Source organism: Myroides marinus, from assembly GCF_900109075.1.
GTDB lineage: Bacteria > Bacteroidota > Bacteroidia > Flavobacteriales > Flavobacteriaceae > Flavobacterium > Flavobacterium marinum_A.
This window is the reverse complement of sequence record NZ_FNYS01000020.1, coordinates 54,548-68,117: the sequence shown is the minus strand read 5'-3', so window position 1 is coordinate 68,117 and position 13,570 is coordinate 54,548. Positions and strand designations below refer to the sequence as shown.

At 33.0% G+C, this 13,570-nt stretch carries 11 protein-coding genes and 1 tRNA gene; 9 read left to right on the top strand and 3 right to left on the bottom strand.

Going from position 1 to position 13,570, the window contains the following annotated elements:
- Positions 1-226 (bottom strand): DUF4372 domain-containing protein (locus BMX53_RS15525; RefSeq protein WP_143061433.1); only part of this gene is annotated, 226 nt, incomplete at its 3' end.
- A 188-nt stretch (positions 227-414) separates the two neighbouring features.
- Between BMX53_RS15525 and BMX53_RS15520 the strand changes: the two genes are divergently transcribed.
- Both BMX53_RS15520 and fabV read left to right on the top strand, forming a co-directional pair.
- On the top strand, positions 415-2,475 hold the full coding sequence (locus BMX53_RS15520; RefSeq protein WP_063175388.1) for an OmpA family protein: 2,061 nt from the start codon (positions 415-417) through the stop codon (positions 2,473-2,475).
- A gap of 209 nt (positions 2,476-2,684) precedes the next feature.
- Positions 2,685-3,878, top strand: a complete 1,194-nt coding sequence (fabV, locus tag BMX53_RS15515; RefSeq protein ID WP_063175389.1) for an enoyl-ACP reductase FabV — start codon at positions 2,685-2,687, stop codon at positions 3,876-3,878.
- A gap of 70 nt (positions 3,879-3,948) precedes the next feature.
- Here fabV and BMX53_RS15510 read toward each other — a convergent pair whose 3' ends face one another.
- Positions 3,949-6,396: a hybrid sensor histidine kinase/response regulator gene (locus tag BMX53_RS15510; RefSeq protein WP_063175390.1), complete on the bottom strand. Its 2,448-nt coding sequence runs from the start codon at positions 6,394-6,396 to the stop codon at positions 3,949-3,951.
- 371 nt (positions 6,397-6,767) lie between these two features.
- Between BMX53_RS15510 and BMX53_RS15505 the strand changes: the two genes are divergently transcribed.
- Entirely contained in the window at positions 6,768-7,598 is an 831-nt protein-coding gene (locus BMX53_RS15505; protein ID WP_063175391.1) for a hypothetical protein, read from the top strand.
- A gap of 60 nt (positions 7,599-7,658) precedes the next feature.
- On the opposite strand, the gene BMX53_RS15500 is transcribed toward BMX53_RS15505, so the two are convergent.
- Complete coding sequence (locus tag BMX53_RS15500; protein WP_038987073.1) at positions 7,659-8,798, bottom strand: acyl-CoA dehydrogenase family protein; 1,140 nt, start codon at positions 8,796-8,798, stop codon at positions 7,659-7,661.
- Positions 8,799-8,895: 97 nt separating this feature from the next.
- Between BMX53_RS15500 and BMX53_RS15495 the strand changes: the two genes are divergently transcribed.
- The 6 genes from BMX53_RS15495 (at position 8,896) to BMX53_RS15470 (ending at position 13,569) form a co-directional block, all read left to right on the top strand.
- On the top strand, positions 8,896-9,984 hold the full coding sequence (locus BMX53_RS15495; RefSeq protein ID WP_063175392.1) for an anhydro-N-acetylmuramic acid kinase: 1,089 nt from the start codon (positions 8,896-8,898) through the stop codon (positions 9,982-9,984).
- Positions 9,985-10,230: 246 nt separating this feature from the next.
- Entirely contained in the window at positions 10,231-10,950 is a 720-nt protein-coding gene (locus tag BMX53_RS15490) for a MotA/TolQ/ExbB proton channel family protein (protein ID WP_038987071.1), read from the top strand.
- Positions 10,950-11,345 carry an ExbD/TolR family protein gene (locus BMX53_RS15485; RefSeq protein WP_038987070.1) on the top strand — a complete coding sequence of 132 codons (396 nt, stop codon included), beginning with the start codon at positions 10,950-10,952 and terminating at the stop codon, positions 11,343-11,345. Before BMX53_RS15490 ends, BMX53_RS15485 begins: the two co-directional genes overlap by 1 nt.
- Before the next feature lie 2 nt (positions 11,346-11,347).
- Positions 11,348-12,166 (top strand): energy transducer TonB, encoded by an 819-nt coding sequence (locus BMX53_RS15480; RefSeq protein WP_063175393.1) that lies wholly within the window; start codon positions 11,348-11,350, stop codon positions 12,164-12,166.
- A gap of 19 nt (positions 12,167-12,185) precedes the next feature.
- Positions 12,186-13,403, top strand: a complete 1,218-nt coding sequence (locus BMX53_RS15475; protein ID WP_063175394.1) for a bifunctional folylpolyglutamate synthase/dihydrofolate synthase — start codon at positions 12,186-12,188, stop codon at positions 13,401-13,403.
- Between the two features lie 91 nt (positions 13,404-13,494).
- Positions 13,495-13,569 (top strand) — tRNA-Val (locus BMX53_RS15470).
- Position 13,570 lies beyond the last annotated feature (1 nt).

The following is a 13,570-nucleotide window of genomic DNA, read 5'->3' as shown; positions in this document are numbered from 1 at the left end:
TGGTTTTTCCTGATAATCCAAGCATTGCACCAGATACTTCACGAAGTGAATTGCATTTAGCAAAACAACAAAAAAGCATACTTATTAGATGGTCTTTGGATTTAAACTTCTTTACATAATAATCAGAGTTAGTTTTCACTACTGCAGATTTGATAATCTCTGTATCTATTAAAGAAATCAGCTGTCCGAATACGGATTTACTTGAAAAATATGTACTTTTACTCATCGTATGTTTATGGTTTGCAAGACTAAACTACGATAACTTTTTAGAAGCCAGCATGCTGGCTTCTTTTTTTATGCCATATTGACAAATCTCAGGTTACATATTTTTATCGGACAACAATGTTTTTTAATACATTGTTTTTGAGTAAAAGAAAAGACAACTAGCTTAGGAAAAAGTACATCTAATATATTATGAGGAAAAATATTTATAAAGTAGGGATAGTAGCTCTATTTGGAATGTTTTCTTTTACAGGAATTGCCCAAAATTCTTATGTAAAGAAAGCAAATCAACAAATAGAAAGCATGGCTTATGCTGAGGCTATTAAGACCTATGAGAAAATGCTTTCTAAGGGCGTGAAAGGTGGTGATGAGATCTTAGCGAACCTTGCGAAAGCGTACTATGAAAACGGATTGTATTTAGAAGCAAACCATTGGTATAGTAAAGTGTATGGAGGAGTAAAAACTCCTGCAGAAATAGATGATGTAGATGCTTTTTATAGATATATTCAGACTATTAGAACAACAGGAGATTACGTATTAGCAAATGCTAAAATGGATCTTTTAGTAGAAAAAGCTCCTCAAGATGGTCGTATAAAGAAATATTTAAGTGATCCTAATTATTTAGAAGAAGTTAATACTAATAGAGACGGATATAGAGTAAAATTACTTAATAGTGTTAATACAGGAGGATCAGAGTATGGTTCTGCTTTATATAAAGGAAATATAGTTTATGCTTCTTCTTCTAATAAGAAAGGGAAACATAAGAAAGTACATGGGTGGACTAATGACCCTTATACGAAATTATATTCTGCTCCAGTTCGTATAGATGGATATGTTGGAGATGTAAAACCTTTTGCTAAGCGATTAGAAGGAGATTTTAACGAAGCTAATGCTATCTTTACGGCTGATTCTAGAGCTATGTTTTTCTCTAGTAACAACAGAACTGACAAGACAGTTCGTTACTCAGATGGTACTTTATTAGTTAATCTTTATAGAGCTTATAACTTAGGAGGAGATAAATGGGGAGATGTTGAGAAATTAAGTATCAACGTAGATAACGCAAGTACTGCGTCTCCTGCATTAAGCCCTGATCAAGATTGGTTATACTTTGCTTCAGATAGACCAGGGGGATTTGGACAATCAGATTTGTATCGCGTAAGATTGTTTAGAGATGGTACAATGGGGACACCTGAGAACCTTGGAAATAAAATTAATACTGAAGGAAGAGAGAGTTTTCCATTCGTAAGTGCTGATAACGTATTGTACTTTGCTTCAGATGGACATCCTGGTTTAGGAGGTCTTGATTTATATGGAGTTCAGATTTATGACGATGGAACATTTGGTGAAGTTGTTAACTTAGGAAACTCTATTAATAGTCCTTATGATGATTTTGCAATGTATCTTGATACTGAAGCCAAGTTTGGATTTATTACTTCTAATAGACCAAATGGAAACGGTAAGGATGACTTGTATTATGTGAGAATGAAGTTAGGTACAGAACTTAACATTGCCCAAGAGATTAGAGGTAAAGTTACTGACAAGGGAACTAAACGTCCTATCTTAGATGCATTTGTATTCTTATATGATAGTAAACACAGAATGTTAGAAGAGGTTGAAGTTGATAAACGCGGAGACTATGCATTTAAAGATGTTAAGGTTAATAGAGATTACTACGTAGCTGTTAAGGCTAATGGATATAAATCAGAAGAGGTGTCTGTAGAAGATGTTACTAGAAATGATTTAATTGAAGTTAATTTTGAGTTAGAAAGAAGTAGAGGTTTAGCTCCTACTAATAACTATTCAAATTATGATGATAGTAATTATAACAACTATAATAATTATACTGAAGGAGGAAAATCTAATACTAGAAGTCCTAGAGTAGGAGATGATTTAGGTAAATTAACTGATTTAGCTCCAATCTATTTTAATAATGATAGTTCAGTAATTAGAAGTGATGCTCAGTTAGAATTGTCTAAAGTGGCTTCAATAATGATGACTAATCCTTCATTAAAATTAGAGGTTCGTTCGTATACTTCTAGTGTAGGTCCAGATGATTACAACTTGAGATTGTCTGAACGCCGTGCAGATCAAACAGTAGATTGGTTAGTACGTCAAGGAGTGAACAGATTAAGATTAAAAGGAATTGGATATGGTGAAAGAGGAATCTTAAACAAGTGTAAAAACAATGTTCCTTGTAGTGAAAGAGAACACCAAGTAAACAGAAGAAGTGAATTTATTATCACTGATTTATAATAACTGAAAAGGTTGGACTTAAGTCCAACCTTTTTTGTTTTATATGCTTGTGTGTATTTGGTTATTTCTATTATTAAGAGAGGACAATTGAGGTAAGTTTAAACTAAAGTTGTTAACTATTTATTTAGCATAATAAATGTGTATTGTTCTGATAAAATGCGTAATTTGCAACTTGGTTTAAATTCAACTAAAGTAGAAAAAGATTTATAATGATTATACAACCTAGAACTAGAGGATTTATTTGCTTAACTTCTCATCCAGAAGGATGTGCAGAAAATGTAAAGAAGCAAATTGAGTATGTTAAGTCTAAAGGACAAATTGTAAACGGACCTAAAAAGGTATTAGTAATTGGAGCTTCTACAGGTTTTGGATTAGCTTCACGTATTTCTGCAGCTTTTGGTTCAAATGCAGCAACAATTGGTGTGTTTTTCGAGAAACCAGGTACTGAAGGTAGACCAGGTACAGCAGGATGGTATAATTCAGCTGCATTCGAAGAGCAAGCTAATGCTGCTGGTATCTATGCAAAAAGTATCAATGGTGATGCTTTTTCTGATGAAATTAAAAAAGAAACTATCGAGTTAATTAAAAAAGACCTAGGTCAAATTGACTTAGTAGTTTACAGTTTAGCTTCACCACGTAGAACTCATCCTAAAACAGGTGTGGCATACGCATCAGTATTAAAACCTATAGGACAACCTTTCACTAATAAAACTGTTGACTTCCACACAGGAGTTGTATCACAAATTAGTATTGATCCTGTAACTGAGCAAAGTGATATTGATAACACTATTGCAGTAATGGGAGGTGAAGATTGGAAGTTCTGGATTGAAGACTTAAAAGCAGCAGGTGTTTTAGCAGATGGAGCTAAGACTGTAGCTTATTCTTATATAGGACCTGAGTTAACTTATCCTATTTATAGAAATGGTACTATTGGTATGGCTAAGAATGATTTAGAAGCTACTGTACCAGTGATTAATGATATGCTTAAAGATATTAATGGTATATCTTATGTATCTGTAAATAAAGCATTAGTAACTCAATCTAGTTCTGCAATTCCTGTAGTTCCTTTATACATTTCATTATTGTATAAGGTAATGAAAGAGAAGAATATTCACGAAGGATGTATTGAACAGATGCAACGTTTATTTGCAGATCGTTTATACGGAAGTAACTTATCTTTAGATACAGAAGGACGTATCCGTGTTGACGACTGGGAAATGAGAGAAGATGTACAAGCTGAAGTAGCTAAGTTATGGGAAGATGTAACATCTGATAATATCGATGCTATTTCTGATTTAGCTGGGTATAGAAAAGACTTCTTTAACTTGTTTGGATTTGAATTTGATTCTGTTGATTATACTTTAGAATCAGATGAATTAACAACTGTAAATAGTTTGAAATAATTCTTCGGAATTACTTATAAAATAAAAGCTCCTTGAATCAAGGAGCTTTTTTATTTGCTATAAGTCAGATTTATTCAAAATGATTTAATTTTATTTGATCTAAGACCTTATTTACATTCACTTCAAGTTCATCTATATACTTGTTTAGATCCTCTTGTGTATCGAAGCTAATACTTTTATCCTCTAATACTTCTAGTGTATTAATAAGTGTTTTTATTTCTAATTGTTTGAACATAGGCAACATCTTGTGTGCAATATTACTTATCTGTTCTATATCAAATTCTTCTTTTGCATAATGTAAATCTAATAGATTCTCTTTGGTGCTATCTATAAAGATTACCAATAGGTTTTTAAGTGCATTTATATCATCTCCTATGAACTGAGTTAAAGATCTAGTATTGTATAATGCTTTAGCCTTTATAGTAATTGGTTGTTCTTTTTTAGGAGTCTCCGCAGCAGTGATTAGCTGATATTCGACATTCAGTATTTTAGAGATTAGTATTAATAGTTCGCTTAACTGTAATGGTTTTGGATGTGCAGAAGCAAATCCTGCATTTGTAAATTCTTCTAAAGTAATATCTCGTTTTCCAGATAAAGCTATTACAGGAGTATCCTTAAATTCAGACGTAGTCTTTAAATGATGAATAAGCTCAAATCCATCCATTTTAGGCATTTGTATATCACTTAGTATTATATTGTAATTATCGTTGCTTAAAACAGTGTCTATTGTAGTTGCATCAAATATCGTTGTAACCTTATTAAATAGAGGAGATAGTATTTCCTCCATTAATTGTAACTGAACCTTATCATCATCAATGACTAAGATGTTTTTAGACTTTAATTCCCTAAAGACAGTTTGTAGGTCATTAGATGCTATAACAATATTCTCTTCTTCATGAGCTTCTTGTATTGGAATAGTAAATGTAAAAGTAGAGCCTTCATTAAGCACACTTTCTACATAGATTTCACCACCAAGTAATTCTATCATTCTTTTAGAGATGTTTAGCCCAAGCCCTGTACCACCAAACTTTTTCTCAATCCCATCATGAGCTTGCTGAAACTCTTTAAATATATTGTCAGTTTGATTAGCAGCAATACCGATACCTGAATCAATTACTTGAAATTTAATAAAGTTATTCTCAGTGAATGCCTTAATCATAACTCCTCCATCTTGCGTAAATTTAATAGCATTAGTAACTAAGTTTGTCAGTACTTGTTTTATACGATGTGGATCAGATATAAAACTGTTGTTTAAAGCATCTTCTACTTCCCAAGTCAGTTCTATATTTTTATTTGTAGCATTAGGTATTAATAAAAAACAGGTATTTTCTATTAATGTTTTAGGGTTAAATGACTTCTGTTGTATACTAATCTTGTTGTTTTCTAATCTTGAGAAATCAGTTAAGTCATTGACAAGATTTGTAATATATTGAGAAGACGATTTTATATTGTGTACATACTGTTTTTGTTTGCCATCTAATGGTGTTTGATCTAGTAAGTCTGTAAATCCGATTAAACCTCCTAATGGAGTTTGTAAATCGTGAGTTACAGTAGCGAGTAGCATTGACTTACTTCTAAGCAGTACCTCATTCTCTTTGTTTAATTTTTCGAGGGTAGTTCTGTATTCCTGGGTTTGATTGATATCCCGTATAATAATCCACCCTAATATTAGTACCACTATAAGTGCTGTACCTCCTATATAAGCAATATTAGTTGAGGCTGCACTGATTCGAGATTTTGATTCATTAATTTTTTGATAAGATAAGGCCAAGATATTTTGTTCTACGTTTTGTAGAATTTCTCGAAGCTGATCTGTAATAATCTTATTTTCTTGTAACAGTCTTTGTTCTTGTAATAGCAAGTTTTTCTGTTTGTCATTAATTTTAGCTTGTGTAGTAAGTAGTATACGCTCCATAGCACTAATTAGTGAATCTGAGATACTAGGATAGTTTACTGTCGTCTTAATAGTATCAGTATTATCACCTTTAAACAGTCTAGCCCAACCACTTCTTTTTTCTTTCTCTTTACTTTGAATAACTATTGGTTGGATGTTTTTCTCTATCTCCTCACGAATGTTATATATCTCTGAGAAAGCTTCAGTATATCTGTCCTCATTGGTAAGATCTTTACGGGCCTTAATTATATTTTCAAAACTTATTTTTTTGCGTGATAATAAGTCGATTACTGAATCAAGTTTTAAAACAATAACCTGGTCCTGTACCTGTGTTTGTACAAGATTGATTTGTTTAACGATAGTATCTAGTTCTCTATAGTAAAGCTTGATGTCTTTAGGATTACCACTTAAAATAGCCGTTCTACTATATGCCTCGCTACTATATAGATTGTTGATAGCACTAGTTACTAAAAATATTTTATTGTTTTCCTCTACTACATGCTCTTCAGGAATAGTGAATTTTTTGGCTTCTTTGTATATATAAGCCCCTGAAAAAATAGCAGCTACAAACAAAGTGAAGTAGAGAAATAGAATTTTGGTTTTAATAGACTTAGGTGGCTTCATGTATTGTTATAATTTGCTGTAAAATTACAAAAGAGAGTTGAATGATTTTGTTAAATGCCATATAGTTAGATAATTTTATTTTAACTGATTTTACTAATGTTGTGTTTATTGGTGATAAATGTGTTTTTTTATTTGTATTTTAACTTTTTGTATGTATTTTTGAAATTCAAGCTTATTGCTTACTCTTAATGAATATACACTTTGTGATAAAATATATGAAAAAGAGAAAAGAAAATTCTCGAAATGTTTAATGCGTTTTTAAATTGTAAAGAGGCTGTCTGGTAAAGACAGCCTCTTTGCTTTTAGGTAGTTATACTTTTTTTGTATTAATAATTCCTTTTTTGTAATATTACTTTCTATAATCTAAAAGAATGAACACAATTAATCAATATAATAATCACAATCCTTTCCACCCCAAGCAAAGCGATGGAGAGATAATGCTTATTGCACTATTTGGAGGAATGCTTTTGTGTTTAGGAATAGTTGTTGGTTCTAATTTGCTTAATTCTTTTCTAGAAAATGACAGTTTTGATGACTATATTTTTAGATGTTCTTTTGGATCTGAAGATAAGGACTTAGAAGAAGAGAAGTTAGCTAATACGATTAATGCAACTTATATAGTTTCATTTAATGAATTAGATTATGTACCATTAGAAGAAATTCCTTTAGGATTTAACGATGAAGGACCTCATATTAAAACCTATAATCAATTACCTGCTGATATTACACAAGAAGGATTTGTAGATGGGAATATAATAGTATATGAGCCTAATGAAGTTACTGATGTTTCGGAATATGTGGAAGAGTGTAGATTGACTGGGTTTGTTATTTCAACATCAGAGGAGGATAACTTAATTCTTTGTGGAGAGGGGGGATGTATGACGACTATTAGTTTATATTCTGAGTCTGCTAAACCTTATGATGGAGAAGAAGATTTTACAACTAATCTGATGAATATACTTAATCTAGATAATTATTTAAATGCAGGAGAACAATATCGCTTCGATGTAAATTTTACTGTTAATAGTTATGGGTATTTAGTTGATATAGGTGTTGTAGGGACACAAGGTTATCTTCCATCACATGTAAAGAAGCGTATTGTCCAAAAGATTCAAACACTACCTAAGTGGAAACCTGCTACACAAAATAGTAGATCTGTTTCTATGAAATTTAAATTACCAATAGTAGTAAATGTACAATAATAAGAAAAGGCTATTAACTTGAAAGTTAATAGCCTTTTTTATTAAGATATAAGAGATTGCTTATTTAGCAATACCTCTTGAAATAACGATTTTTTGAATCTCAGAAGTACCTTCGTAGATTTGAGTAATCTTAGCATCACGCATCATTCTTTCTACGTGATATTCTCTAACATAACCATTACCTCCGTGGATTTGTACCGCTTCGATAGTAGTGTCCATTGCTGTTTTAGAAGCAAATAACTTAGCCATAGCACCAGAGATAGAGATATCTTGACCTGCATCTTTCTCAGCAGCTGCTTTAAAACATAACATTCTAGCAGCAGTGATTTGAGTAGCCATATCAGCTAATTTGAAAGCAACAGCTTGGTGGTTGATAATTTCAGTACCGAAAGCTTTACGCTCTTTAGCATATTTTAATGCTAATTCGTAAGCACCTTGAGCGATACCTAAAGCTTGAGAAGCAATACCAATACGTCCACCATTTAATACGTTCATTGCAAAAGCGAATCCAAATCCGTCTTCTCCAATTCTATTTTCTTTAGGAACCTTAACATCTGTAAACATTAATGAATGAGTATCAGATCCTCTAATTCCCATTTTTTGTTCTTTAGCCCCGATTTCGAATCCAGCCCATCCTTTTTCAACGATGAATGCATTGATTCCTTTGTGTTTTTTCTCTACATCAGTTTGAGCAATTACGATATAGTAATCAGCTGTACTACCATTAGTAATCCAGTTTTTAGTACCGTTTAGTAGATAGTGGTCTCCCATATCTATGGCAGTAGTTTTTTGTGAAGTAGCATCTGATCCAGCCTCTGGTTCTGATAAACAGAATGCTCCGATAACTTGTCCTGAAGCTAGAGGTGTTAAGTATTTTTGTTTTTGTTCTTCGCTAGCATATTTTTCTAAACCAGCACAAACTAATGAGTTATTTACTGACATAACTACCGCTGCAGAAGCATCTACTTTAGCGATTTCTTCCATAGCTAATACATAAGAAACGCTGTCTAATCCGCTTCCTCCGTATTTAGGATCTACCATCATTCCTAAAAATCCTAGTTCTCCAAGTTTTTTAACTTGTTCTGTTGGGAATTTAGAATGTTCATCTCTTTCAATTACTCCTGGTAACAATTCTGTTTGAGCAAAGTCACGAGCAGCTTGTTGAATCATCAATTGCTCTTCTGTAAATTTAAAATCCATTTATAGTTTCTTAATTTTTTAGTTGTTCTATTTTTGTAGTTCTCAAATATAGGTGTTTTATAACAATTATTCAATGAGTATTACCTAATTTTATGCTATGAAAAAATACCAATATAATATAATAGGAGTGATGTCAGGTACTTCATTAGATGGAATAGACTTGGCTTATGTGACTTTTTATTGTGAAGGTGATAAATGGAGTTTTGAAGTTCACTGTACAGATACAGTTAGTTATAGTTCACAATGGAAAGAACAATTAAAGAATGCAATAAAACTAGATAGTAAACAAATCGAAGTTTTAGACGAACGATATACTGTGCATTTAGCTACAGTAATTAATCAATTTATTAAGGACAATACATTAGATAATATTGATGCAGTATGTTCTCATGGGCATACTATATTTCATAAACCTGAGCTAGGATATACATTACAGATTGGTAATATGTCTGTGTTGGCAGATTTGTTACACCAAAAAGTAGTGTGTGATTTTAGAGTACAGGATGTTTTGTTAGGAGGACAGGGAGCACCGTTAGTCCCTATAGGCGATCGTTTGTTGTTTAGTGATTATGCTGCTTGTCTTAATTTAGGAGGTTTTGCTAATGTGTCATTTGAGAACAAATTAGGCTATCGATTAGCTTATGATATTTGCCCTGTGAACACACTGCTTAATGAACAAGTAAGTAAATTAGGTTTAGAGTATGATGATAAAGGTACTTTAGCTGCTAAAGGCCAAGTGAATGCAGGATTGTTAGCAGAGCTTAATGCATTAGACTTTTATACGTTATCAGCTCCTAAGTCATTAGGAGTAGAGTTTGTGAATACTTATGTACAACCAATTCTTAATAAGTATAGTCTACCTGTAGAAGACTTTTTAGCAACTCTAGTAGAACATATAGCTGTGCAAATAGCACAAGGAATAGGTGTGGAAGGAACAGAGAAAGTCTTAGTAACAGGAGGAGGAGCTAAGAATGATTATTTAATAGAGCGAATAAAGATGCATGCACCGAGTATTGTATTTGACAGACCTATAGATGTGATTATAGACTTTAAGGAAGCTATTGTTTTTGGGCTATTAGGCGTGTTGAAATTAAGGGATGATGTTAATGTATTAGCAAGTGTTACAGGAGCTAAGTATGATCATAGTTCAGGTAAGGTATACGACTATTTTGCAAAGAACTATTAGAGAACGATTAAAATATAAGGTATAAGTGTGTAAAATAAGGACAAAAAGTGTGTAGTCTTTAAAAACATTATACCTTTGAACACCTTTTCAGAATAGATATGATGATATAATTGTATCTTTTTTTGAGAATAGTGATATTAAACGGTATATTTTTTCGTTATTAATAAGTGGGCTTGTTGGAATCGAGTCTAATTTATTAAAAATCGCACATTGAAAATTACAAAACATTAAAAACTCAAATTATATATGTTTCATTTCTTACAAGTGGATACAACAGCAGTAGCACAAAACTTATCTAATGCTGTAGAAGCAACTCAAGGAGCTGATAAAAAAGAATTAGCACTTAGTGAAATTATTTTTAGTGGTGGACCTATAGGGCAGGCTATTATGATAATCATTTTTATCATGCTTTTTATGGCATTATACTTATACCTAGAGAGATTCTTTGCTATAAAGAAAGCTTCTACTATAGATGATAATTTTATGGCACAGATAAAGATGTTCTTATCTCAGGGTAAAGTTGATCAGGCTAAGTTATTATGTGCTAATACAGATACACCAGTAGCACACTTGATAGGTAAAGGGATATCTAGAATAGGTAAGCCTCTACAAGATATTAATATCGCTATAGAGAATGCTGGTAAACTAGAGGTGTATAAGATGGAGAAAAACATCAATCTATTAGCTACGCTTTCTGGAGCAGGGCCTATGACTGGTTTCTTAGGTACTGTAGTGGGGATGGTTATGGCATTTCACGAAATGTCAACAGCTGCATCTGCCCGTATAGATATGAGCGTATTATCAGAAGGAATTTATACAGCGATGATGACTACTGTATTTGGACTAATCGTAGGGATTGTATCTTATGTAGGATATAATCACCTAGTTAGTAAGATCGATAAGATAGTTCACCAGTTAGAAGCTAATGCAGTAGAGTTTTTAGATTTATTAAATGATCCTGCATAATGAATATTAGAGGTAGAAATAAAGTATCTGCAGAGTTTAATATGTCGTCTATGACTGACATCGTATTCTTATTGCTTATCTTTTTTATGGTAGCTATAACGACGATGACTACTACTAATGCTCTAGATTTAGTATTGCCTAACTCAGATGGTAAGTCTGACTCTGTAGAGACAGTAGCAGTAAGTGTAGATGATCAATCTAACTATTATATAAACGAGCAGAAAGTAACACCTGAAGAACTAGAGTCAGGTCTAAAGAGTAAACTAACAGGAATACCTGACCCTAATGTAGTACTGCATGTAGCTAAAGGAGTTCCTGTAGAGGACGCTGTATTTGTAATGGATATAGCATATCGCAATAGTTTTAAAATTGTATTGGCAGTAGAGCCAAAATAAGTATGAAGATATTACAATCAGAAAGTGAAAAGAAAGCATTTGCAATTACTTCTACAGTATTTGCAATACTCTTTTTATTGTTTTTCTTTTATAAAATTATTACCCCTGTACCACAAGAACAACCATTTCTTTTAGGAGGGGAGATAGCTATTAATTTTGGTAATAGTGAAGTAGGTAAAGGAGATGTACAACCTACTGAACCTATAGCAATGCAACCAGAACCAGAACAACAGGCCGCTGTAGAAACAACAACAACTGAGCCTGTGGTAACTCAAAATAAGGTAGATGTTCCTGTGGTTAAAAAAACAGAGGACAAACCTAAACCAAAAGAAGAACCTAAAAAGGAGGTCGTAAAACCTAAGCCAGATCCTAAACCAAGTCAAAGTACTACTGATGCTTTAGCTAGTCTAATCAATGGGCCTAAAACGTCTGGAGAAAAATCAGAAGGTCAAGGAAACTCTTCTAAAGGTGGTGACCAAGGAAAACTAGATGGAGATATGTACTCTAACTCTACTTATGGTAGTGGTAAAGGACAAGGTAGCGGTAATGGTACTAGCTGGGGACTAAACGGACGTGCTCTAGCTACTCGTGGTCAAGTAGTGCCTAACTGTAATGAGGTAGGTACAGTAGTAGTGGAGATAAGAGTAGATAAGAGTGGTAAGGTAGTATCTGCACAGCATACTAAAGGTACGACTAACTCTGCTAAGTGTCTTACAGATGCAGCTATTGCTACAGCTAAGACATTTAGATGGAAAGCAGATGATAACGCACCGAATATACAAGTAGGATTTATAGTAATTAATTTTAAAGTAGGACAGTAAGTCCTATTTTTTTGTAAATATGAATTATCAAGAAACATTAGAATGGATGTTTAATCAATTGCCAATGTATCAACAACAAGGGGCAGTTGCTTATAAAGCTGATTTATCTAATACTATTAAATTAGTAAATCATTTAAATAACCCACAAGATAGCTTAAAGACTATACATATAGCAGGGACTAATGGTAAAGGGTCTACATCATCTATGATTGCTTCTATCTTACAGGAGGCAGGTTATAAAGTTGGGTTATATACATCACCACATTTAAAAGACTTTAGAGAACGTATTAAAATTAATGGACAGGAGATAACAGAATCTTTTGTTGTTGATTTTATTGCTCGTAATAAACCTTTCTTTGAAGAGAACTCTTTGAGCTTTTTTGAAATGACTGTAGGTATGTGCTTTGAGTACTTTAAACAAGAAGCAGTAGATGTGGCAGTAATAGAAGTAGGAATGGGAGGGCGTTTAGATGCTACTAATATTATTACTCCATTGCTTTCTGTTATTACTAATATAGGTAAAGATCACACAGCATTCTTAGGAGATACTCTTGAGGCTATCGCTGGAGAGAAAGCAGGTATTATAAAAAGAGGTGTACCTGTAGTAATAGGAGAGTATAATGAATCTACTCAACCAGTGTTTATAGCTAAAGCAAAAGAGATGTCTGCAGATATTTATTTTGCTCAAGATACATATAAGGAGAATACTTTGGTGTCAGATCTGAAAGGAGATTATCAGAAATCTAATATCCGTACAGTAAGACAAGCGATAGAATTACTTAGAAATTCATTTGTGATTAGCGAAAAAGCAGAAGTAGAAGGGTTACTTCGCGTAGTAGAGAACACAAAATTATTAGGTAGATGGCAAGTTTTAGGTGAAAAACCGAAGGTAGTAACAGACACTGCGCATAATTCTCATGGGTTAACTATCGTGATGAATCAACTAAAACACGAAAAATACCAGAATTTACACATTGTTTTTGGTGTAGTTAATGATAAAGATTTAGATTCGATCCTTCCATTATTGCCAAAAGAGGCAAAATATTTTTTTGCAAGGCCAAATAATTTAAGAGGGCTTGATGCGGAGATTTTAGCTGCTAAAGCGAGTGAGTTTGGTTTGAATGGAGAGGTTTTTAGTTCAATACCAAATGCTTACGCTAAAGCTAAGGAGGTAGCAGGTGCTGAAGACTTGATATACATAGGGGGGAGCACTTTTGTAGTAGCAGAAATTTTATAAAAAAATATTCAAAAAAGCTTGCAAAGTAAAATCACAGTCGTATATTTGCACCCGTAATCAACAAACGATTACACGTTCTTATAAAGGAAATGGGCGATTAGCTCAGTTGGTTCAGAGCACCTCGTTTACACCGAGGGGGTCGGGGGTTCGAATCCCTCATCGCCCAC

What these genes read in the sequence shown, in the direction of transcription:
- BMX53_RS15490 (WP_038987071.1), top strand. Translation starts at nt 10,231, where the DNA reads ATGTTTCATTTCTTACAAGTGGATACAACAGCAGTAGCACAAAACTTA.
- BMX53_RS15495 (WP_063175392.1), top strand. Translation starts at nt 8,896, where the DNA reads ATGAAAAAATACCAATATAATATAATAGGAGTGATGTCAGGTACTTCA.
- BMX53_RS15505 (WP_063175391.1), top strand. Translation starts at nt 6,768, where the DNA reads ATGAACACAATTAATCAATATAATAATCACAATCCTTTCCACCCCAAG.
- BMX53_RS15510 (WP_063175390.1), bottom strand. Translation starts at nt 6,396, where the DNA reads ATGAAGCCACCTAAGTCTATTAAAACCAAAATTCTATTTCTCTACTTC.
- BMX53_RS15520 (WP_063175388.1), top strand. Translation starts at nt 415, where the DNA reads ATGAGGAAAAATATTTATAAAGTAGGGATAGTAGCTCTATTTGGAATG.
- BMX53_RS15500 (WP_038987073.1), bottom strand. Translation starts at nt 8,798, where the DNA reads ATGGATTTTAAATTTACAGAAGAGCAATTGATGATTCAACAAGCTGCT.
- BMX53_RS15480 (WP_063175393.1), top strand. Translation starts at nt 11,348, where the DNA reads ATGAAGATATTACAATCAGAAAGTGAAAAGAAAGCATTTGCAATTACT.
- fabV (WP_063175389.1), top strand. Translation starts at nt 2,685, where the DNA reads ATGATTATACAACCTAGAACTAGAGGATTTATTTGCTTAACTTCTCAT.
- BMX53_RS15475 (WP_063175394.1), top strand. Translation starts at nt 12,186, where the DNA reads ATGAATTATCAAGAAACATTAGAATGGATGTTTAATCAATTGCCAATG.
- BMX53_RS15485 (WP_038987070.1), top strand. Translation starts at nt 10,950, where the DNA reads ATGAATATTAGAGGTAGAAATAAAGTATCTGCAGAGTTTAATATGTCG.